This window comes from Pseudomonas sp. B21-036 (genome assembly GCF_024748925.1).
Classification (GTDB): Bacteria; Pseudomonadota; Gammaproteobacteria; order Pseudomonadales; family Pseudomonadaceae; genus Aquipseudomonas; species Aquipseudomonas palmensis.
In genome coordinates this window covers 4,447,433-4,468,814 of record NZ_CP087178.1, presented here as the reverse complement: position 1 = coordinate 4,468,814, position 21,382 = coordinate 4,447,433, and the positions used below count along the sequence as shown (strand labels likewise).

Below are 21,382 nucleotides of genomic sequence, written 5' to 3'. Positions count from 1 at the left end.
ACGACAAGAGACACACACGTACATGGCATTGCTCAGTGAATACGAACAGCGTCAGGTGGCCCAGGCCATCGCCCAGGTAGAACAGCGTACCGATGCCGAGCTGGTGACGGTGCTGGCGGCGCGTGCCGACGACTATGCCTATATCCCGTTGCTGTGGGCCAGCCTGCTGGCGCTGGTGGTGCCGGGCGTCCTCTATTACCTGAGCGGCTGGCTGAGCGTGCATGGCCTGCTGCTGGCGCAGTGGCTGACCTTCATCGTGCTGTGCCTGGTGTTCCGCCTGCCGCGCCTGACCAGTTGGCTGGTGCCGCGCAGGGTGCGCCACTGGCGTGCGTCGAACCTGGCGCGGCGCCAGTTTCTGGAGCAGAACCTGCATCACACCGTGGGCCGCACCGGGGTGCTGATCTTCGTCAGCGAGGCCGAGCGGTATGTGGAGATCCTGGTGGACGAGGGCATCTCCAGTCGCCTCGACAACCAGGCCTGGGACGCCATCGTGCGCACCTTCACCGCCCAGGTGCAGCAGGGCCAGACCCTGCAGGGCTTTGTCACCTGCATCGAGGCCTGTGGCGAGCTGCTGGCGGCCCATGTGCCGGTGACCCAGGCGCGCAACGAGCTGCCCAACCGGCTGGTGCTGCTGGGCTGAGGCATGCGCGCTGATCGACAAATGCTGTGCCTGGGGCGGTCATCCACGTAAAATGCGCGCCATTGCGCGCCTGCGGGCGCCCCCCGCAACCCGAGGCACCCACTCCCCATGTCCGCAACCCCCACCGTCCAGGCCGCGCCGGATGCGCGTGCGCAGTTTCTGGCGCTGCTCGCCACCAGCCTGCACCAGCACACCTTCATCAAACTGGTGCTGGCGCGCCATGTCGGCGCCGAGGTCGACCTGCAGCGGGTAACGGCCAAGCCGCTGACGATCAAGGGGCAGGCCAGCCTGTCGTTCGTGTACCGCTACAAGACCCGCGACATCACCCGCAATCTGGCGCTGGACGAGGCGCTGGCGTTGATCGGTGAGCTGTTGCCGGCTTCGTTTCGCAACGCGCACCTGCTCAGCCTGAACGACGAGGTGCAGCTGGAGTTCACCAAGAAGGGCAAGCCGATGCTGCATCGCAACGCCGTGCAGCAGGCGCGCGAGGCGGTGACCGGCGAGCATGATCGCGAGAAGAAGCGCTACCTGGAGCTGAGCCGGCCGTTTCTGCACGACCTGGGCGTGACCGACAAGCAGCAGGCGCTGATTCCGGCGATGTCGCGCAAATGGAAGCAGATCAACAAGTTCATCGAGGTGTTCTCCCATGCGCTGAGCAGCGCGCCACTGGCGGCAGATCAGCCGGTGCGGGTGGCGGACTTCGGCTCGGGCAAGGGCTACCTGACCTTCGCGATCCATGACTACCTGCGCAATACCCTGCAGCGCGAGGCGCAGGTGACGGGCGTGGAGTTGCGCCCGGACATGGTCGAGCTGTGCAATGCCGCCGCCGCACGCCTGGAGCATCCGGGGCTGAAGTTCGAGTGTGGCGATGTGCGCAGCGTGGTGCCCAGCGCCATCGAGGTGATGATCGCCCTGCATGCCTGTGACATTGCCACCGACTACGCGATTCATACCGGTATTCGCTGTGGCGCGGCGATCATCATGTGCTCGCCGTGCTGCCACAAGCAGATTCGCCCGCAGATGCACAGCCCGGGGTTGCTCAAGCCGATGCTGCAGTACGGCCTGCACCTGGGGCAGCAGGCCGAGATGCTCACCGACAGCCTGCGTGCGTTGTACCTGGAGGCCTGTGGCTACGAGACCAAGGTGTTCGAGTTCATCTCGCTGGAGCACACCAACAAGAACAAGATGATCCTGGCCACCCGGCGGCGCGAGCCGGTGGCGGCGCAGGCGTTGCTGGAGAAGATCCAGGCGCTCAAGGCGTTCTATGGGGTCAAGGAGCATTGTCTGGAGACGCTGCTGCGGGCCGATGGCTTGATTCCTGTCTGAACCTCACCACCGTCATCGCGGGTCAAGCCCGCTCCCACAAGGATCACCCTTACCTGTGGGAGCGGGCTTGACCCGCGATGGCGGCACCTCAGGCCTTGACCGGTGCCGGATGCACCCGCGCCTTGCGCCCCAGCACTACCGTCAGAATCACCCCGCCGGCAAACACCCAGGTGATCGGCGCCACCTGCTCGCCAAAGAACAGCGCCGACAGCGCGATGGTGAAGAAGATCTGCAGCAGTTGCACCTGGCTCACCCGTGAGATTCCGCCCAGCGCCAGCCCGGCGTACCAGGCAAAAAAACCGATGAACTGCGAAAACAGCGACACATAGCCGAACGCCCACCAGGCCCGCGGGCTGATCGCGCCCTCATGCTGCAGCGCCAGGTACACCACCGGCCCCAGCAGCAGCGGGCTGGACAGCACCAGCGCCCAGCAGATCACCTGCCAACCGCCCATCTCCCGCGCCAGGCGGCCACCTTCGGCATAGCCCAGCCCGCCCACCGCAATCGCCGCCAGCATCAGCAGGTCACCGGCCTGGATGTGTCCGGCGCCCATGATCATCGCGTAGGCCACCACCAGTGCGCTGCCCAGCGCCGCCCATGCCCAGAACGCCGTGGAAGGTCGCTCGTGGGACAGCCACGCCGCATACACCACCACGCACAAGGGTTGCAGGCCGTTGACCAGTGCGCCGTGGGAGGCCGGCACGCTCTGCATGGCCCAGGCCGACAGCACAGGGAAACCGAGAATCACCCCCAGCGCCACCAGGCTCAGGCCCTTGACCTGCTGCCAGGTGGGCCACTTTTCACGGCGCCACAGCAACAGCGCCGCTGCCGGGATCGCGGCCACCAGGGCCCGGCCCAGGCCGTTGAGCAGCGGGTGCATCTCCTGCACCACGATGCGGGTCATGGGCAGGGTCAGGCTGAAGATGATGACGCCGAGCAGGCCGAGGGCCAGGCCGGTGTTTTCGCGGGTAGACATGAGCGCGCCTGAGGGCTGGAGGGGCCGCTCATTGAGCCACAGGTGGGGTGGGGAATCTGGTTACAGTTGGCAACAAAGGTGTCCGTACAGTTGGGCGTCGCGCCGGCCTTTTCGCCGGCAAGGCCGGCTCCTACAGGCTTCGCGCCCTCCTGTGGGGGCCGGCCTAGCGCCGACGCCGCCCCACTGCCTTGGGCGGCGGCGCGGGCACATTCGCCAGCGCGCCCAGCGGGTGCGTGGTGGCATCGAAAAAATGCAGTTCGATGCCCGGGCACGCTTCGAACACCCGCGCGTAATGCTGCTTCTGGCTCACGATGGCCGCCTCGTTCACCGGCAGGATCGAAATGGCCAGGTGTGTCGGCTGCGCCTGCCTGATCGCCTCCACCAGGTGCCGGTCGGCACGGTCCAGGTGATGCCCGAACACGCACAGCCCCTCGCGCTGCGTCGCCAGCGCGGCGTAGCACCAGGTCAGGTAATCGGACCCGCGAATCGCCCGCAGCTTGTTGTCACTGCTGTCTTCATTCACGAACAGCGGCACATCGCCCGGGGTGTTGATGGCAAAGCCGTCGAGCAACTGGCTGCCGCTGGCCGCCCGCTGGCGCGTGGTGCCGTGCAGGGTGCGCAGCAGGTGCAGGCCGCCATGCAGGTAGTGCATCCGCGTGCCCGGCCCCTGAGCCCGGCTGACGTCGAAATCGCCTTCCTCGTCGAACAGCTCGGCAAAGCCGTGCGGCGCCTGGTTCACGGCCCAGTGACAGAGCAGGTCGTAGTTGCTGGAAAACACGCGCTGGTAGGTGCGCAGCTCGGCGTTGATCGCGGCCAGGTGGGCAGTGGGCAGCAGCTTCCAGGGAATGTGCACGCTGCGCACGGCGTGGATCAGCGCTTCCTTGATCGCGTAGTAGCGGTTGAGCGGTGCCGACGAACTGATCGCCAGCGCGGCATTGACCTGCACGGTGGTGTTCAGGGCACTGAGCACCGGCGCGAACAGCTCGCTGTTCATCGATTTGAACAGTGCCTGGTCGGTGAGACCGAGGGGCTTGTGGCGCACGCGCTGGGCCAGCTCGAACAACGAAAAGTAGGCGAACGGGCGCCAGATGGCGCGGCTGGCACCGTTGCCCAGCAGCAGGCTGGTGCACGGGTGGGCGGTATTGAGGTGCGGCCAGGCCGCCAGGGTTGCGTCGACGTTGGCGAGGGGCATGTGGATCTCGTAGGGATTTGTTGCACGTTGGCAGGGCGCGACTGTAGCACGCCGGCGCGTTGTCATCAGCGCTCCGGAACCTGCGGTGTCTGCCACCGGGTACTGAGGGCTGGCCGAAGGCAGAGGGAGTGTGTGAGAATGATACGAATTCCCATTAATGTTTTGTCTGCCTTATCACGCGCCGGACGCCCATGACCTCGCTTTCAACCCCCTGGACGGCCGGCGCGCCGTCGTTTGCGGCTGTCGCCGACGAGCTGCTCGCGCACTACACCGACCTGCGTCGCTACCTCGGCAGTCGACTGCGCAACCCCGATGATGCGGCCGATATTGCCCAGTCGAGCTTTGCCCAGGCCTACGCGCATGCCCTCAATGCCCCGGTGATCAATGCCCGTGCGCTGCTGTTCCAGGCGGCGCGCAACCTGTGCATCGACCAGTTTCGCCGGCGCAGTCGCGAGCTGGCGGCGCTGGAGGACTGGCTGACACGGGCCGATGGGCTCACCCCCAGCGTGGAAGAGATCCTGATTGCCCGCGAGCAGTTGCAGCAACTGATTGCGCGTATCGAGCGCATGCCGCGCCTGCGCCGCGAGGTGTTCGTGCGAGTGCGCCTGCATGGCCAGAGCCATCGCCAGGTGTGTGACGAGCTGCAGCTGTCGGCCAAGGCCGTGGAGCTGCACATCGGCCGCGCGGTGTTCGACCTGTCCGAACTGAGCCAGGCCTGCCGTCATGTCTGAGGCGCGGCCGGTTTCGCCACGCAAGGTACAGCAGGCGCTGGGCTACCTGGCGGGGCTGCACAGTGACGACCCCTCCCGTGTGCGCGAGGTGAGCGGGCAGTTGCAGCGCTGGCGCAACAAAAGCAGCGAGCATGAGCGTGCCTGGCTGGAGGCCGAGCAGCGTTGGCAGATGATCCATCGACTGACCCCGCAGTTGCGCGGCTCGCTGGCCCCCGAGCCGGTCAACCTCGGCCGGCGTCGCCTGCTGCGCCAGGGTGCCGGCCTGCTGGCGGTGGTCGGGTGCAGTGCATGGCTGGGTTGGCTGTGGCAGCGCCGGCCACAGTTCGACCAGGTACTGCTGACCGAACATGCAGCGCCCGCACGCAATGTACTGCTGCCCGACGGCAGCCAGATGGTGCTGGCGGCCGAAAGCAACGTGCAGGTGAAGTACAGCAACGGCCAGCGCGAGGTCATGCTGGCCCACGGCAATGTGTTTTTCGACGTGGCCCACGAGCGCCTGCGCAGCTTCCTGGTCAGCACCCGGCTGGGGCAGGTGCAGGTGCTGGGCACCGCCTTCAGCGTCAGCGACCGTGGCGGCGATATCCAGGTGGCGGTGACCCGCGGTCATGTGAAGGTGCGCGGCCTGGATGGCGAGACCCGCGAACTGCTGGCCGGCGACCGGGTGCGCCTGGGCGAACCCGGTGTGCCGGGGCCGGTGGAGCATCACCCGCAGGCGGCCCCGAACGCCGAGCACTGGCGCCAGGGCTGGTGGTCGTTCACCGATGCACCGCTGGCCGAGGTGATCGACGAATTCAATGCCTACAGCAACCGTCAGGTGCGGCTTGGCGAGGGAGCGGCCGGGCTGCGCCTGACCGGCAGCTTCCCCAGCGACCGCCCCGACATATTGCTGAACGCCTTGCCCAGGGTGCTGCCGCTGAGCCTGATGCAGAAGGGTGAGTACACCTGGCTGCAGCTACGTTGAAATTTTTTTGAGGGGTAGTGGCCAGCTAGCGCGTCTTCCTGGCAACTCCCTAGCTCAAAGGACAGATCATGTCGTTTTTCCTCGCCCGGACCACGCGTTCGTCGCCTTCTTCGGTTATCCCCAGCACCCTTCGCCACCTGGTGCTGGCCTGTGCTCTTGGCGCGGCCAGCCTGTCGGCCGTGTCGGCCGAGCTGAGCGCAGGCACCCGCGTGCTGGCGCTCGACCTGCCCAGCCAGCCGCTGGATAGCGCGGTGCAGGCGCTGTCCCGCGAGGCGGGGGTGGCGATTGCCGCCGACAGCCAGTGGCTGGCCGGGCGCGATGCCCCGGCGCTGCAGGGCCGCTTCACCCTGCAACAGGCGCTGCAACGCCTGCTGGACAACAGCGGCCTGGTGGCCAGCGAAGAAAACGGCGTGATCATCCTGCGTCGCCCCGAGAGCGACGGCGCGCTGACCCTGGGTGCCACCACGGTCAATGCGCAGGTGGGCAACAGCAGCAACCCGCCCGAGCTCTACAGCGGTGGCCAGGTGGCACGCGGTGCGAAGGTGGGCATGCTGGGCAATCGCGACATCATGGAAACCCCTTTCAACATCACCGCCTACACCGCCCAGCACATGGAAAACCAGCAGAGCGGCACGGTGGGCGCGGTGCTGCGCAACGACCCGTCGGTGCGCTTCAGCACCGGTGAAGGCCACACCTACGAAAACTTCATGATCCGCGGCTACTCCATCGACTCCACCGAGCTTGCGGTCAACGGTCTGTATGGCCTGGCGCCCGATGGGCATGTGCCCACCGAGTTCCTGGAGCGCGTCGAGGTGCTCAAGGGCCCTGGCGCACTGCTCACCGGCATGGCCCCCAACGGCGGTGTGGGCGGGGTGATCAACCTGGTGCCCAAGCGGGCCGGGGATGCGCCACTGACGCGCCTGACCACCAGCTACGTATCCGACGGCTACTGGGCCGAGCACCTGGACCTGAGCCGGCGCCTGGGTGAGGAGAACCGCCTGGGCATCCGTTTCAACGGCGTGTACGGCAGCGGTGACACCGGGGTCGACGACCAGTCCAAGGACCGCACCCTGGCGTCCCTGGGCATGGATTACCGTGGCGATGGCTGGAAGCTGGAACTCGATGCCTACGAAAGCCACGAAAAGATGCAGAACGGCAGCCCGATGATGGCCGGCTTCAGCAAACTGGGCTACGTGACCAAGGCGCCCAAGCCGGATTCCAACATCCTCGACGGTATTTCGGCCAAGCAGATCAGCAAGGCGGTGATCCTGCGCGGCGAATACGAGCTGTCGGACGACTGGACGGCCTACGCCAGCGTCGGCGGTGCGCGTACCCGCTACAAGGGCTTCCTCAACGGCACGCGCTCGATCATCACCTCCGGCAACGGCGACGCCACCGCCGAAACCTACAACCAGGGCGGCTATACCCATAGCCTGTCCACCGAAGCGGGTGTGCGCGGCAACTTCAGTACCGGTCCGGTGACCCACCAGCTGGTGCTCAGCACCACCTTGCTGCACCAGGACATCGGTCGCGCCGCCACCGTAACCGGGGCAAAGTACACGACCAACATCTATCACCCCGGCAAGCCGATCATTGCCGGCAACATCGGCTCCAGCGACAAGACCGGCGACAACACTCTGTCGAGCTTTGCCGTGGCCGATACCCTGGGCTTCGTCGACGACAAGCTGTTGCTGACCCTGGGCGTGCGCTCGCAGCGGGTGCGCCAGAAGATGAGTTCGCCTTCGTATGACGAGCATGCGCTGACCCCGGCACTGGGCGTGGTGCTCAGGCCGTGGGAGGCGGATGTCTCGCTGTACGCCAACTACATCGAGGGCCTGACCCAGGGCGGCATGGTCAGCGACCTGTCGGCTGCCAACTATGGCGAGCAGTTCGCCCCGTACAAGTCCAAGCAGGTGGAAGCCGGGGTCAAGTGGGACCTGGGCGACTTCACCCACACCGTCAGCGTGTTCCAGATCGAGAAGCCGAGCATGATGCTCGACACCGCCAGCAACCGTTACACCGACGATGGTCAGCAGCGCAATCGCGGGGTGGAGTGGAACCTGTTCGGTTCGCTGACGCCGAGCGTACGCCTGCTGGGCGGGGTGACCTATACCCGTGCCGAGCTGACCAAGACCGCTGGCGGCAAGCTCAATGGCAACGCCGCGCGCGGGGTGCCGCAGTGGTCGGCGAACCTGGGCGGCGAGTGGGACACGCCCTGGGTCGAGGGCCTGACCCTGACCGCGCTGGCCATCCACAGCAGCTCGCAGTACCTGGATTCGGCCAACGAGCTGAAGATTCCGCAGTGGACCCGTTATGACCTGGGCGGTCGCTACAGCACGCGCATCCTGAGCAAGGACGTGGTGCTGCGCGCCAGCCTGGAGAACGTCGAGAACCGTGCCTACTGGGCCGGTGTGTTCAACGACGGCTACGCCACGGTCAGCGAGCCGCGCACGCTGAAACTTTCGGCCAGCATCGACTTCTGAGGTGTACATGCAACGACTCAAGACATTTTGCGCCGGCCTTGCGCTGGCCAGCCTGACCGGCGGCGCCGCAATGGCGGCCTCGCTGGTGCCCGGGCACAGCGTCAGCGGCGCCATCGGCCAGGGCCGGCAGCCGGTATGGACCGTGCCGCTCAAGGCCGGTGACTTCGTGCAGGGGCGCGTGGAGGGCGACGTCAGCGTGCGCCTGCTCGATGCCGACGGCCAGCCGGTGCGGTTGCTGGTGGACGGGCTGGACATGGTGCGCGACTTCATGTTCATCGCCCCCCATGACGGCCTGTATGGCGTGCGCGCAGAAGCCATCGCCACCCGCCCGCAGGCTGCCTATTCGCTCAAGCTGACCGGTGTCACCAGCGTGGCCGAGCAGCAGGCCCAGCAGACGCGCCTGCAAAGCCCGGTGATGCGCGAGCTGGCGGCGCATGTGGCCAAGGGGGGCGATACCCAGGCCTTCTGGAAGGCCCGCGAGCAGCAGGGTACGCCCCTGGTCGAAGCGCTGGCGGAGCAGCCCGGGCAATCGCTGCTGACCTTCCTGTGGCGAGGTGCCCGGCACAACGTTCGGGTATTCGGCGCGCCGTCGGGCAACCATGATGAGCTGCAGCGCCTGGGCGACAGCGATGTGTGGTTTCGTAGCTACGTGGTGCCTTCCAGCACCCGGATGAGCTACCAGATGGCACCGGACGTACCGCCCTCCACTGACCGCCGGGTGATTCTGGCCAGCTCCCGGCAAGACCCGCTCAACCCCAACGGCTTTGCCGATGGCAGTGGCGATCGCTGGCTGTCGCGCTCGCGCCTGGAGCTTGCCGACGCGCCTGCGCAGCCCTGGGTGGCGCAGCGCCCCGGGGTAGCCCGGGGCACGCTGGAGCGCCAGGTGCTGACCAGCAAGGTGCTGGGCAACCAGCGTGACGTGTACCTGTACCGGCCGTCGGGCTGGACACCGGGGGCGGCGGGGCAGGGGCTGCTGGTGCTGTTCGATGCGCATGCCTACACCCGGCAGGTGCCCACCCCGACGCTGCTCGACAACCTGCTCGCCGATGGCCTGATCGGCCCCACTGCTGCGCTGATCATCGCCAACCCGACCGACCTGTCGCGCCAGGTCGAGTTGCCACCCAACCCGCAGTTTGCGCGGTTCATGGCCGAGGAACTGATGCCCTGGGCGAAGGCGCGCGGGCTGTCGGCCCCGGCCGACCGCACGGTGGTGGCAGGTTCCAGCTACGGCGGGCTGGCCTCGGCCTACCTGGGGCTGCAGCATCCGGAGCTGTTCGGCAATGTGCTGAGCCTGTCGGGGTCGTACTGGTGGGCGCCGGAAGGAATGGAGCCTGGCTGGCTGACCCGCGAGTACGTGCGTGCACCGCGTGTGCCGCTGCGCTTCTACCTGCAGTCGGGGTTGTTCGAGGGGCCGAAGATTCTCGACACCAATCGCCAGTTGCGCGACGTGCTGCAGGCCAAGGGGTATCCGGTGGTGCAGGTGGAATACCCGGCCGGGCATGACTACCTGCAATGGCGTGGGTCATTGCCGTGTGGGTTGATCGCCCTGATCGGTAGCGGGCAGGGGACGCCGCAGGCTTGTGAGCCGCGTTGACCCTGCTGGCCGCTTCGCCGGCAAGGCGGGCTCCTGCAACATCGCCAGGAGCCGGCCTTGCCGGCGAAAGGTTTACTGTGCGACAGCCGCCTCGCGCCTGACCTTGTTGCGCCACAGTCGGTAGGCGCGAATGCCTGCCCGCACCGAGCCGTACAGCAGCTCGCTGCCCATCTCCCGCGCCAGCCCCGAGCGCACCAGCATCCGCAGGAAGCTGCCGCGGGCCCGGGCGATGCCCATCACGATGCCCTGGGCCATCAGGGTTTCACGCACTTCGCGCAGCGCCGCGACGCCGCTCACGTCGATCGAGCTGACCGCCTCGGCGTCGAACAGCACGGCACGGGCTTCCACCTCCTTCTGCACCGCGTCGAGCAGGCGCATCTTGAAGTAGTCGGCGTTGAAGAACAGGATCGCGTCGTCGAAGCGGTACACCACCAGCCCTGGCACCGTGCGCGCGTCCTTGTGGCGGTGGATGTCCACCTGGCCCTCGATGCCGGGCGCCCAGCCCAGCACTGCATCGGTGGGCTGGTAGATGGTGTAGAGCAGGCGCAGGATCGCCAGGGTCACCGCGATGATGATGCCCGGCAGCACGCCCACGCCCAGCACGCCGACCGTGGTCAGGATGCACAGCCAGAACTCGAAGCGGCTGAGGGTGTAGATCTTGCTCAGCGACTTGACGTCGATCAGCCCCCAGCCGGCCATCAGCAGCACGGCGCCCAGGGCTGCCTGCGGGATCCACGCCATGGGCACGGTGAACAGCAGCAGGCACAGCGCGATCACCAGCGCCGCGATGATGCCCACCAGCTGGCTCTTGCCACCCACCATGTCGTTGACTGCGGTACGCGAGTCGGCGCCGCTGATGGCAAACCCCTGCGAGGCGCCGGCGGCCAGGTTCGATACGCCCAGGGCGAGGAATTCATGGTTGGCGTTGATCGCATAGCCATGGCGTGCGGCAAAGCTGCGTGCAGTCAGCATGGCGCTGCAGAAACTGACCGTAGCGATACCCAGGGCGTCACGCAGCAGGCTTTTCATCTCTTCGAGGTTGGTCTGCGGCCAGGCGAGGGTGGGCATGCCCGAGGGCACGTGACCGAGGACTGCCACGCCGAAGCGGTCCAGGCCGAACAGGCCGGCCACCAGGGTGGCGATGGCCACGGTCACCAGCGCTGCCGGCAGCTTTGGGTAGCGCCGGGGCAGCCAGATCAGCAGAGCCAGGCCGGCCAGGCCGATGAACAGCGTCAGCCAATGGATTTCGTTCAGGCGTTCGAGCAGGTTGATCAGGCTGAGCACGAAGCCGTTGCCCTCGATCTTGAACCCCAGCACCTTGCCCAGCTGGCCGGCCAGCAGGCTCAGGCCGATACCGTTGAGGTAGCCGATCAGAATCGGTCGGGAGAAGAAACTGGCAATGAAGCCGGCCCGTGCCAGGCCTGCGGCGATCAGCATCAGCCCCACCAGCACCGTGACGATCACCGACAACTGTGCCACGCGCGCCGGGTCGCCCATGGCCAGCGGCGCCACGGCACCGGCGACCATGGCGCAGGTGGCAGCGTCGGGCCCGACCATCAACTGGCGCGAGCTGCCCACCAGGGCGTACACCATCATGGGCAGGATGCACGCGTACAGCCCGACCTGCGGCGGCAGGCCGACGATCTGCGCGTAAGCGATGGCGATGGGGATCTGGATGGCGGCAACCGACAGGCCTGCCTGGAGGTCAGGGCGAAACCATTCGGCACGGTAACGCAGCAGGTTGGCGAGGCCGGGGAGCCAGCGGGAGAGAAACATGGACCGATCCTTGTGATGTTTCGGAGCAGCGGTGGGTTTTACCAAGGTCTTTGGGGGCGGTGTTGATCTGAATCAGGCGCAGGCAGGTTTCTACTGCAATGGTGCGATCATCGCCAGGCGTCCCCACGGCACGGCTTCAAAAATTCAGTCGGAACAGCGTTCTCCAGAAGTTCTTGATCGGTGAGCGCTTGTGGCGGTCCCAGTTTCGCTCCCACCACTCATCCTCATCTTTTGACGCTCCCTCGATATCACTACCAGTCTCATACGCTGCGTGTTGTCGGAACAGCATGGGGAAAGCGCAGTACTGCTTGATGTGATTCCTGAACAGCCTGTCGAGCGGTGTACCATCGTATCGAGCCTCGGTCACGGCACGACAGCCTTCACGGGAGAGAATGTAGGCGTGCAGCGCTACCACGCGCCCTCGGGCGATGAAAGGGAACCAGGTCAGCCATGTCCGGCCCATGCTGTAGCCGAGATGCAGGGCTTTGAAAGGGCGGGTACGGATGAAGCGGTTTGTCCAGCCGATCTGCGCAGGTTTCAGTTGATAGGGTTTTACATCATCTTCGAATATCAGAATTCGCTGAAAACCGTTGGCCAACGCCATCTTTGCCAGCGCCTGGTGAGACTCGAAGCACCCTCGCACAGGGTCGTCATTTCGCTCGACAATATAAAAGGTAACTGGATTCTCAAGCAGGCAACCGACGGCCTTCTCGAACAGATCACGCCGGTCCTGCCTTTCCTTTATGGATATGCAGTAAACAGTGTCGACATCAAATTTGATCTTTTCCAAAAGTGAGCCCTTTCATCTTCAACGCTATCCGTAGCGTATTCACGCTAGCGGCAACAAAAGAAGTAGGCAACAAAAGAAGTGGAGCGTTGTGGCTTAGAAACGAGAAGGTAGGGAGGCAGAGGGGATTTGAAGAGGCTGAATTCGGATCAGGTACCGGTCAACCAAACGGTCATCCGTTCTGTCGAGCCGCCTGGTGTGGCGCTGGAGGAGCTGAAGTGACTGGAGCGGGTGAAGGGAATCGAACCCTCGTTATCAGCTTGGGAAGCTGGAGTAATGCCATTATACGACACCCGCTTTCAGGCGCACTTTGTACCAGAACTGCGAGACGATTTGAAGCCCTTATTGCAATCGGCGGCTCGCGAGCCGTAGCGCCGGTCTGCCGCAGACCGGCGCTACACTGGCCGCGACCACTCAGATGGCCTGCGCATGCTGGCCGTGCACGAAGTGATACGGGGAGCGCGTTTCACGCGGTTGCGGGCCTAGAAACTCCAGCAGCACCTCGCGGGTGTCGCGGCAGGCCGCCTTGTGTTCCATGTCCAGGAAATGGCCGGCGCTGCGAATCGGCCTGAAGTGGCTGTGGCGCACGTGCCGGGAAAACTGCCGGGCATCGTGGGCAGTGGTGTATTCGTCCCATTCACCGTTCATGAACAGCACCGGAATGTCGATGGCCTGTGCGGCCCGCAGGGCCCGCCCAAGGTCGTGATCCAGCACCTGATGGATGTGGAAGTGCATCTGCGCATACTCATGCTCGGCCAGGCTGCTGACGTGGCGATGATTGAAACGCTTGAACAGCGAGGGCAGGTGCTTGCCGATGGTGTCGTTGACCAGTTTGCCCATCTGCTGGCGGTCGCAGGTGCGCAGGTAGTGCGAGCCGCGCTCCAGGTAGTCGCGCATCGGTTCGTTGATCACCGGCGAGAACGAGCTGACCACGGCCTTGCGAATGCGCCGCGGCTTGCTGGCCAGTGCCAGCAGGGTGCAGGCACCGCCCCATGAAAACGACATCAGGTGGTCGGCGGCGAAGTGGTCGATCAGCTCCAGCAGGATCCGGCCTTCGGTTTCCTTGGTCAGCAGGTGGTCGTTGCGGTTGTGTGCCCGGGACTTCCCCGAGTAGGGCTGGTCGTACAGCACGACGTTGAACTGCGGATGCAGGTTGCGCACCGTCTGGGCGAAAGAAGCTGTGGTGGCGAGCGAGCCGTTGATCAGGATGATCGTCTTCTCTGCGGCGTCCGCGCGATAGAACTCCGTGTAAACCCGGTACTGACCCTGTATATCCAGCACAGCAATTTCTGGCCTCATGTCATCGACTCCTGGCGCAAAAAGGGTATCCGTGCAAGCAAGCTTGCCCGGTCTTCATGACAGGTAGGCATACGCCTTGAAATGAAACGAGGGGCCCTGTGTCGATCCGTTGCCGGCTGGTCGACGGGTATTGTTGTTAGGTGGGCAATCTGCCGGACGCCAGCGCTTCGGGGCGCCGGTCACCTGCAGAAAAGTGCCTTGGGCTGCGTTCGTGACCGATTGGTCACATGCAGACTGACGGTTGGATTCAAGCAGGCGCCCGGCCAACCCGCAAGTGCCGTTGGCGCAATCGATGATTTTTTTGCCGAGCGGTCGTGGCGTCAGATGGCCAGGATTTCATCCTGGCTCAGCGCACGGTATTGCCCCGGGGCCAGCTGCGGGTCCAGGTGCAGCGGGCCCATGCGCTCGCGGTGCAGGCGCGTGACCTTGTTGTCGAAGAAGCCGAACATGCGTTTGACCTGGTGATAGCGCCCCTCGACGATGCTCAGGCGCGCGCTGTGGCTGCCCAGCAGGGTGAGCTCGGCGGGGAGGGTGGTGAGGTTTTCGAAGGCGAAGTAGATGCCCTGGCCAAAGGTTGGCGCATAGGCGTCGGTGATCGGCTGCTCGGTCTCGACGTAGTAGGTTTTCGCCAGCCCTGTCTTGGGCTGGGTCAGGCGACGTGACCACTGGCCATCGTTGGTCAGCAGCAGCAACCCGGTGGTGTTGAAGTCCAGGCGCCCGGCGATGTGCAGGTCGTTCCGGTCGGGTTCGTCGAGCAGGTCGAGCACGGTGCGGTGCTGCGGGTCGACGGTGGCGCTGACGCAACCCATCGGCTTGTGCAGCATCAGGTAGCGCGGTGCACGCCCGGCTTGCAGCACCTGCTGGTCGACCTCGACGCGGCTGAACTCGCGTACCTCATGGTGCGGGTCGGCGATGGCCACGCCATCCACCCGCACCCGTCGTTGCACCAGCAGCAGGCGCACCTGCTGGCGGTTGAAACATGGCAAGTTGCTGAGAAAACGGTCGAGGCGCATGGCGGTTGGGCGTACAGAGGTGGGCGCGCAGTCTAACGGTTCGGCGCAGGCTTGGCTGCCTGCAATCGGGCATCGACCTGGGCGCATCGCGGGCACAGGCAGGCACTGTTGCGCAAATGCGCCGGCAGCGCTTCGAGCACGCGGGGATCGATCTGCACGCTGTAGCACCAGCAGGCCTGGGTGGCGCTGCGCGGGTCGGCGAGGCTGCACTGGTTGCTGGCGCCGCAGGCGGGGCACAGGCGGGTATCGTTCATGGTGGTGGCTACCGGGGGCGACGTTACAGTTCCGAGCAGACGCGATTGCGTCCACCCTGTTTGGCGCGGTACAGCGCATCATCGGCGCGGGCGATCAGGGTGTGCAAGGTATCGTCGGACCGATGGGCGCTCAAGCCGATGCTCACGGTCAGGTCGAGCACCTTGTCGGCATAGCCGAAGGCCAGTTGCTCGGTGCGCAGGCGAATCTTTTCGGCAACCGCCCGTGCGGCGTCGGCGTCGGTGTTCTTGAGCAGCACGAGAAACTCCTCGCCGCCCCAACGACAGATGATGTCGGTATGGCGCAGGCAGCTTTCCAGGATGCGCGCGAACTGACGCAGCACTTCGTCGCCGGCCAGATGGCCGTGGGTATCGTTGAGGACCTTGAAGTGGTCCAGGTCGAGCAGCAGTGCCACCAGCGGCATGGGCTCGCGCTCGGTGTCGAGCAGGGCCTGTGCCGCCAGCAGGTCGAAGGCGCGTCGGTTGGGCAGGCCGGTCAGGCTGTCGATTGTTGCCAGGGTCTGGATGTTGTCCTGATGGCGACGGATCATCGCATTGAGCAGCGACAGCACCACCAGGGTGATCATCGCGCAGATCACCAGGTTCATGTACAGCGACTGGCGTGCACTGTCCAGGGCCGTGCCGTCGCGCTTGTCGACGAACAGGTACCAGTCGAGCTCGGGGATCAGGCGCACATTGAGAAAGTGGCTGTGCCCATCATGGTTGTATTCGCGGTTGCCCTCCACCGGCACGGGCATTTTCTGCTGCAGGTCGGCCAGCGCTGGCACCTCGCGCAGCGTGAGCCCGCTGTGTACGCCTTCGGGGCCGCCGGCAGACCCGGTGAGCACGATGCGACCGCTGGCATCGACGAAATACACCGTACGCTGATAGCGCAACTGGTAGTCGCTCAGGCGCCTGATCACCGCTTCGACCGTCAGCCCGACGCCAGCCGCGCCGATGAACCTGCCCTGGTAGTCGAACACCTTGTAGTTGATGAAGACGGTGGGCTTGTCCTGGTTGGCCATGTCCAGGTCGACGTTGATCTCGTAGGGCGTGTCCATCGCCTTGACGCGTGCGTACCAGCGGTCACGCTCGGTGCGCGGGTCGACATGCTTGAGTACGCCCTTGGCCTGGTAGTAGATGCCGCTGGCCTCGGAGACAAAAAACGCCGTGTAGGCATTCTGATGCGCCATCACTTCATTGAGGTAGCGGGTGATGGGCATCGGGTCCTGTTCGCCGGCCAGGGCCCAGTCACGCAGGAAGGTGTTCTGGGCCATCATCGAGGCGATCACCACCGGGCGCACCAGGTCCCGCTGGATTTCGGAGTAGACGGTATCGGAGGTCAGCGGCAGCTCGGTGTTGATGATGTTGTCGCGGATCTCGCTGCGCGAGGCAAAGTAGCTGAGCAGCGACGTGGCCAGAAAGCCGCAGCCAAGCAACAAAAGCAATGCCAGCATCAACGAGCGTTGCGAGAACAGGGCGTAACGAAGCGGCATGGCAGATCCGTGGCGGGTACCGATGCGTCTTATTCTAGAGGGGCGCGCAGAAAATAACTGGACGATTTTCAGGGGTATCGGCCTTGTCACAATTTATTTCGAAAAACGCACGGCACGTCGATTCGGTGGTCTTAGCCTATGTCGATGAACGCTTGCCGATCGACGCCGACCAGCGCCGCTGGGATGTGCAGTTCAGCGGTCCGGGAGGCCGCCATGTATCGCCGACTTTTGCTGATTGTTGTGCTGGGTGTGCTGACCACCGCCTGTGCTCCGTATTACGGTGGCCAGGGCTACTACCGCAGTGATGTGTACACCGTGGACCGCTATGAATACCGTGGTTACGACCGTGGTTATCCCTATAACAGGGGGTACTACGTGGTGCCGCAGCCTCGCTATTACGCCCCCGCGCCGCGTTACTACCGCCCGGCGCCCGTGCCTCAGTACCGCCCGGTACCGGGGCATGGCTACTACAATGTGCGCCCCGCCCCAGGGCGTTACTACCAGAACCCGCGCTATGGTCAGGGGCAGCAGTGGCATCAGGGGCGGGACAATGACCATGGGCGCGATCATGGGCGTGACCGGGGCCGCAGCGACAACGGCTGGGGCGATCGCAACTCGCACCGGTGAACATCGCATTCGCTGGCTTCACACAAGGTCAGCCAGCGGATGCCGCCCCTCCCATGCCTTGCTGAAGTGCGCCTGCACCACTGCCTGGGGGACCTGAGCAACTTCCTGCCAATGCCAATGCGGCGTCTGGTCCTTGTCCACCAGGCGCGCGCGTACCCCTTCGCTGAACTCCGGATGCCGGCAGCAGTTCAGGCTCATCGCATATTCCATCTGCAGCACCTGCCCCAGCGACAGGTAGCGCGCCCGCGCGATCTGCTGCCACACCAGGTGCGCGGTCAGCGGGCAGCCTTCGGTGAGGGTGCGTGCCGCCTTGGCCAGGACCTCGTCGTCGTGCATGCGCCACTGTGCAATCGCCCGCCAGGCACAGGCCGGGTCGCTGACATCGAGCAGCGCGTCGATCTGCGCCCGGCGTGGCAGCCATCGGGCCGGCGGCAACTCGGCCAGCGCCTGCTGCTGCAACGCCTTGAGCAGGCTGTTGAGCTGCATCGCGGTCTGCTCCTGCCAGTTCAGTTGCAACAGCCCTTCAATCAGCTCGTCCTGCTGGTTTTCGCCCATGAAGCGGTCCGCCAGGCCCAGGTCCAGTGCATCGCGTGCATTGATCGGCGCGCCAGTCAGCCCAAGGAACAGGCCAAGACGCCCTGGCAGCCGGTTCAGAAACCAGCTGGCGCCCACGTCCGGGTACAGGCCGATACTGATTTCCGGCATCGCCAGGCGGCTGCTCGGGGTCACGATGCGTACCGTGCTGGCCTGCAGCAGGCCCATGCCGCCGCCCAGCACATGCCCGTGCCCCCAGCACAGCAGAGGCTTGGGGTAATGGTGCAGGTCATAGTCGAGCCGGTACTCGGCGGCGAAGAAACGCGCCGCCAGCGGCGGCACTTCACCAGGCTGTGCGCGGCACGCCTCCACAAGACTGCGCACATCGCCCCCCGCGCAGAACGCCCGGTCACCCAGCCCGCGCAGCAGCACGCAGACGATGCCGTCATCCTTGGCCCAGCTTTGCAGGTGGGTGCTCAACTGCTCGATCATCGGCAACGACAGGGCGTTGAGCGACTGGGGCGCATCCAGGCTGGCAACGCCGATGCGGGCGCCATCGACGCCGGTGAGTACTTCGAACGCTACGGCCATGGGCCACCTCACTGCGGTTATCCCGACAAGTATGGCTACTGTCAGCGATCATGCCGGTCGCCGGTCGGATCGATTGACAAGCGCTGGCAGCTTTCCTAGTGTCCGCCCCCATTGCCTACGGGAGTGCCCATGACCAACGATGACCGCATCAAACTCGAACCGAGCTGGAAAGACGCTCTGCGCGGCGAATTCGAACAGCCCTACATGCAGCAACTGCGTGAGTTCCTGCGTCAGGAATATGCGGCCGGCAAGGAGATCTATCCCCCGGGGCCGCTGATCTTCAATGCGCTCAACTCCACACCGCTGGACCAGGTCAAAGTGGTGATTCTGGGGCAGGACCCCTACCACGGCCCGGGCCAGGCACACGGCCTGTGCTTCTCGGTGCAGCCTGGGGTGCCCGCGCCGCCGTCGCTGGTGAACATCTACAAGGAGTTGCAGCGCGACCTGAACATCCCGATCCCGAACCACGGCTACCTGCAGAGCTGGGCCGAACAGGGCGTGCTGCTGCTCAATACCACCATGACCGTGGAGCGCTCGATTGCCGCGTCGCATGCCAAAAAAGGCTGGGAGTCGTTCACCGACCGCATCATCCAGCTGGTCAGTGAGCGCCAGCCCGCCACCGTGTTCCTGTTGTGGGGCAAGCATGCCCAGAGCAAGTCTGTGCTGATCGACGGTACCAAGCATCTGGTGCTCAAGTCGGTGCATCCTTCACCGTTGTCGGCCTACCGTGGCTTCATCGGCTGCGGGCATTTCAGCCGGGCCAACAAGTTTCTGGAACAGCACGGGCTGGCGCCGGTGGAGTGGGCGCTACCGGCGTTGTAAGCGCACCTACCTGGTATTTCTGTCAGTTTCGCGAAGCGTATTCCGCCATTACATTTGCGCCATGGCTGTGAGAGGTGAGAGCCGAGCAGCGCCCTGAAATGGTTTTGACCACCAGGCCCGAGGAATACGCAGATGACCAAACTGAGCATGATGGGGTCAGGCCGCAGCGGCCAATCGATCGGTATTTTGATTCTGCCTACATTGCGGGTTCCTGCTGCACTGCCTCTGCTGGCCGACGAGGCAGGGGTGTATACAATTCCACTGGCCAATCAGACCCGGCCGCTGGCAGTTCTCATCGAGAGTGCCTGGCCAGGTTACGAACAAGACTATTTTGATGGCGCAATACTGCATTTTGATCTGATATGGGGCAGCGCCGTATCGAGTGGGGCTGAAATCGGTGTAGTGGTTGGAAGCTGGGAAGTGCCAATGACGGCCGATCCCGCAGACCTTTTTCCGCTGGATGCGGCTATACCTGAACCCTATCTGCGCACTCAAGGAATCTTCTACGTTTCCTACCGGGTATGGATCACAGAGGTACTCAACCCGGAGACCTCCCAGCCCGCCGCAGTGTTTCTTGACAAGACCGCCCCCAACAACGGCCAGGCCGGTAATCCCCCCGCATTGAATGAAAACACGCGCACCATCGATCAAGCTTACCTGGTACGCAACAACGACAGGGTTATCGTCAGGGTCGAGCTGTGGCCGGACGTGCGGTTGGAGGATGTGATCGAAGTCTTCCTTGAACCGTCGAAAGGCCCCCTGTTCGACCCCCTGGCGAGGCTGCAGATCCAGCAGTCGCACAAGGATCAGGGCTTTGTCGAGTTGACGATCAGGGGCGACGATGTTCGCAGGAAAGCCAACGGTTCGCGAGTGCTCTACTACTGGCTGATGGATCGCGCTAGCAATCGGGGAGCCATCTCCTTGTCCTTGCCCCTGACCGTGAATGTGGCGCAGCCAATGGTGCTGCCTGCGCCTCAGGTGCCGCTGGCTGAAGATGGTTTGGTCGACCTTGAGGACGCCCGTCGCGGTGTGCAGGTGCATATTCCACGTATCGTAGACGCGCGTACTGGGGACACCCTGCAAGCCTATTGGAATGGACGCACATTGGCACCTTACACCGTACCGTCCACCGCCACCTGGCCCGTTAGGTTGCCTGTGGCGTGGGAAATCCTGGCCGCCGATGGCTTTTCGGGGCGCACTGCTTGCAAGGTGTACTACACGCTGACTCGGGAAATCACTTCAACCTCCTCAACAGTTGCATTCGAGGTAGACCTGAGTGTCGCAGGCCCCGACCCTGAAGGCCCCGATCCTATTCACAGATTGCTAAAGCCGGTAGTGGTGAAAGGCAGAACAGGTGACAACATCCTGACCCGCCAGGACATGAACCTGCCAGTCACTGTCGAGGTGACGCTGTATGCAGTGCCTGAGCCAGGCGAAATACTTGAATTGTATTGGGGTAATAACGCCGACGTGGTCGCTACCTACACCGTGAAGGCAGGCGATACCGCAGGCAGCGTCGTCAGGTTTTCCCCCGTGCCCTATGCCGCAGTGCTGGCTGCGGGAGATGGGCCCGCGATTGCGGTGTTCTACTGGACGTTCAATGGCGTCAACCGCCATCGTGCCCGTGATACGCATGTGCGGGTTGCTGTCCAGCCAATCGTTGGCTTCAAACCGGTAAAATTTCCTGATGTCACGCTCTGGGGGTGGATCAACTGCCAGAAAAAACCCTGGAACGGTATACGTATCAGCGTGCCAGGCAACCCTGGATTGTGGGGCGTAGGGGACAACGTCGAAGTGTCCTGGCAACTGTTTCGCACTCTTGAGGGGGCTTCATCAACGCCCCCCACGGGATCACTGACTGATGTTGTTTATTTCGATCCCATCAAGCTGTCTACCCCGGCGCAGGTTAATAACGGCTTTATGTTTACGATGACACGCTTTGCCGATTTGGTCCTACAACCCCTTAAGCGTGCCAATGAGGCAGATGGCAAGGATGTCGAGGGAGTTGCAGTAGTGAATTACAGAGTGGCCAGAGCGGATGGACAGGGTGGTGAATCCGATCGGGAGATGACTTTCATATCGCTACAACTTCCGAATGGCTCGGTATGTGATGGTAGCAACGTTTAGCCGCGGTTAAATCGGCCAGGTACTTCGCACCTGACGTAGGAACGTGGTAGCGGCATTAGCAAGTATCGAACGTATGAAGCAATCAGCGGCGCACAGGCTGATTGAGGAAGCGTCACGTGCCTGTTGTGTGTTTAGCAAATCTACCTGAAATGGAGA

Annotated in this window: 18 protein-coding genes and 1 tRNA gene; 9 read left to right on the top strand and 10 right to left on the bottom strand. The window is 64.2% G+C overall.

Features of this window, described 5'->3' with window-relative positions:
• Positions 1-22 precede the first annotated feature (22 nt).
• Together LOY33_RS20190 and LOY33_RS20185 are read left to right on the top strand one after the other, a co-directional pair.
• On the top strand, positions 23-640 hold the full coding sequence (locus LOY33_RS20190; protein ID WP_043859748.1) for a TPM domain-containing protein: 618 nt from the start codon (positions 23-25) through the stop codon (positions 638-640).
• 108 nt (positions 641-748) lie between these two features.
• Positions 749-1,966 (top strand): SAM-dependent methyltransferase, encoded by a 1,218-nt coding sequence (locus tag LOY33_RS20185; protein WP_258659868.1) that lies wholly within the window; start codon positions 749-751, stop codon positions 1,964-1,966.
• Positions 1,967-2,054: 88 nt separating this feature from the next.
• On the opposite strand, the gene LOY33_RS20180 is transcribed toward LOY33_RS20185, so the two are convergent.
• Positions 2,055-2,942 carry a DMT family transporter gene (locus LOY33_RS20180; RefSeq protein ID WP_253086613.1) on the bottom strand — a complete coding sequence of 296 codons (888 nt, stop codon included), beginning with the start codon at positions 2,940-2,942 and terminating at the stop codon, positions 2,055-2,057.
• Positions 2,943-3,105: 163 nt separating this feature from the next.
• Positions 3,106-4,134: a DUF4917 family protein gene (locus LOY33_RS20175; protein WP_258659867.1), complete on the bottom strand. Its 1,029-nt coding sequence runs from the start codon at positions 4,132-4,134 to the stop codon at positions 3,106-3,108.
• 191 nt (positions 4,135-4,325) lie between these two features.
• Between LOY33_RS20175 and LOY33_RS20170 the strand changes: the two genes are divergently transcribed.
• The 4 genes from LOY33_RS20170 (at position 4,326) to LOY33_RS20155 (ending at position 9,903) form a co-directional block, all read left to right on the top strand.
• Complete coding sequence (locus tag LOY33_RS20170; protein WP_043859744.1) at positions 4,326-4,865, top strand: RNA polymerase sigma factor; 540 nt, start codon at positions 4,326-4,328, stop codon at positions 4,863-4,865.
• On the top strand, positions 4,858-5,826 hold the full coding sequence (locus LOY33_RS20165) for a FecR domain-containing protein (protein ID WP_043859743.1): 969 nt from the start codon (positions 4,858-4,860) through the stop codon (positions 5,824-5,826). The genes LOY33_RS20170 and LOY33_RS20165 overlap by 8 nt, the downstream gene beginning before the upstream one ends.
• A gap of 68 nt (positions 5,827-5,894) precedes the next feature.
• Positions 5,895-8,309, top strand: a complete 2,415-nt coding sequence (locus LOY33_RS20160; protein ID WP_258659864.1) for a TonB-dependent receptor — start codon at positions 5,895-5,897, stop codon at positions 8,307-8,309.
• A gap of 7 nt (positions 8,310-8,316) precedes the next feature.
• Complete coding sequence (locus LOY33_RS20155; RefSeq protein ID WP_258659863.1) at positions 8,317-9,903, top strand: alpha/beta hydrolase-fold protein; 1,587 nt, start codon at positions 8,317-8,319, stop codon at positions 9,901-9,903.
• 72 nt (positions 9,904-9,975) lie between these two features.
• On the opposite strand, the gene LOY33_RS20150 is transcribed toward LOY33_RS20155, so the two are convergent.
• The 7 genes from LOY33_RS20150 to LOY33_RS20120 form a co-directional block, all read right to left on the bottom strand.
• Positions 9,976-11,679 carry a SulP family inorganic anion transporter gene (locus LOY33_RS20150; RefSeq protein ID WP_258659862.1) on the bottom strand — a complete coding sequence of 568 codons (1,704 nt, stop codon included), beginning with the start codon at positions 11,677-11,679 and terminating at the stop codon, positions 9,976-9,978.
• A gap of 136 nt (positions 11,680-11,815) precedes the next feature.
• Positions 11,816-12,469: a hypothetical protein gene (locus LOY33_RS20145; protein ID WP_258659860.1), complete on the bottom strand. Its 654-nt coding sequence runs from the start codon at positions 12,467-12,469 to the stop codon at positions 11,816-11,818.
• A gap of 220 nt (positions 12,470-12,689) precedes the next feature.
• Positions 12,690-12,763: transfer RNA gene (locus LOY33_RS20140), tRNA-Gly, on the bottom strand.
• Between the two features lie 117 nt (positions 12,764-12,880).
• Positions 12,881-13,765 (bottom strand): alpha/beta fold hydrolase, encoded by an 885-nt coding sequence (locus LOY33_RS20135; protein WP_043860083.1) that lies wholly within the window; start codon positions 13,763-13,765, stop codon positions 12,881-12,883.
• A 320-nt stretch (positions 13,766-14,085) separates the two neighbouring features.
• Positions 14,086-14,778, bottom strand: a complete 693-nt coding sequence (locus tag LOY33_RS20130; protein WP_043860084.1) for a pseudouridine synthase — start codon at positions 14,776-14,778, stop codon at positions 14,086-14,088.
• A 32-nt stretch (positions 14,779-14,810) separates the two neighbouring features.
• Positions 14,811-15,032, bottom strand: coding sequence for a cysteine-rich CWC family protein (locus LOY33_RS20125; protein ID WP_078480620.1), 222 nt, complete (start codon positions 15,030-15,032; stop codon positions 14,811-14,813).
• Between the two features lie 23 nt (positions 15,033-15,055).
• Positions 15,056-16,525: a sensor domain-containing diguanylate cyclase gene (locus LOY33_RS20120; RefSeq protein WP_043860086.1), complete on the bottom strand. Its 1,470-nt coding sequence runs from the start codon at positions 16,523-16,525 to the stop codon at positions 15,056-15,058.
• Positions 16,526-16,738: 213 nt separating this feature from the next.
• Between LOY33_RS20120 and LOY33_RS20115 the strand changes: the two genes are divergently transcribed.
• Positions 16,739-17,152 carry a hypothetical protein gene (locus LOY33_RS20115; RefSeq protein WP_054914782.1) on the top strand — a complete coding sequence of 138 codons (414 nt, stop codon included), beginning with the start codon at positions 16,739-16,741 and terminating at the stop codon, positions 17,150-17,152.
• Positions 17,153-17,170: 18 nt separating this feature from the next.
• On the opposite strand, the gene LOY33_RS20110 is transcribed toward LOY33_RS20115, so the two are convergent.
• Positions 17,171-18,277 (bottom strand): enoyl-CoA hydratase/isomerase family protein, encoded by a 1,107-nt coding sequence (locus LOY33_RS20110; RefSeq protein WP_043860088.1) that lies wholly within the window; start codon positions 18,275-18,277, stop codon positions 17,171-17,173.
• Positions 18,278-18,406: 129 nt separating this feature from the next.
• Between LOY33_RS20110 and ung the strand changes: the two genes are divergently transcribed.
• Both ung and LOY33_RS20100 read left to right on the top strand, forming a co-directional pair.
• Positions 18,407-19,099 (top strand): uracil-DNA glycosylase, encoded by a 693-nt coding sequence (gene ung, locus LOY33_RS20105; protein ID WP_058540933.1) that lies wholly within the window; start codon positions 18,407-18,409, stop codon positions 19,097-19,099.
• Positions 19,100-19,231: 132 nt separating this feature from the next.
• Positions 19,232-21,226: a hypothetical protein gene (locus LOY33_RS20100; protein WP_258659855.1), complete on the top strand. Its 1,995-nt coding sequence runs from the start codon at positions 19,232-19,234 to the stop codon at positions 21,224-21,226.
• Positions 21,227-21,382 lie beyond the last annotated feature (156 nt).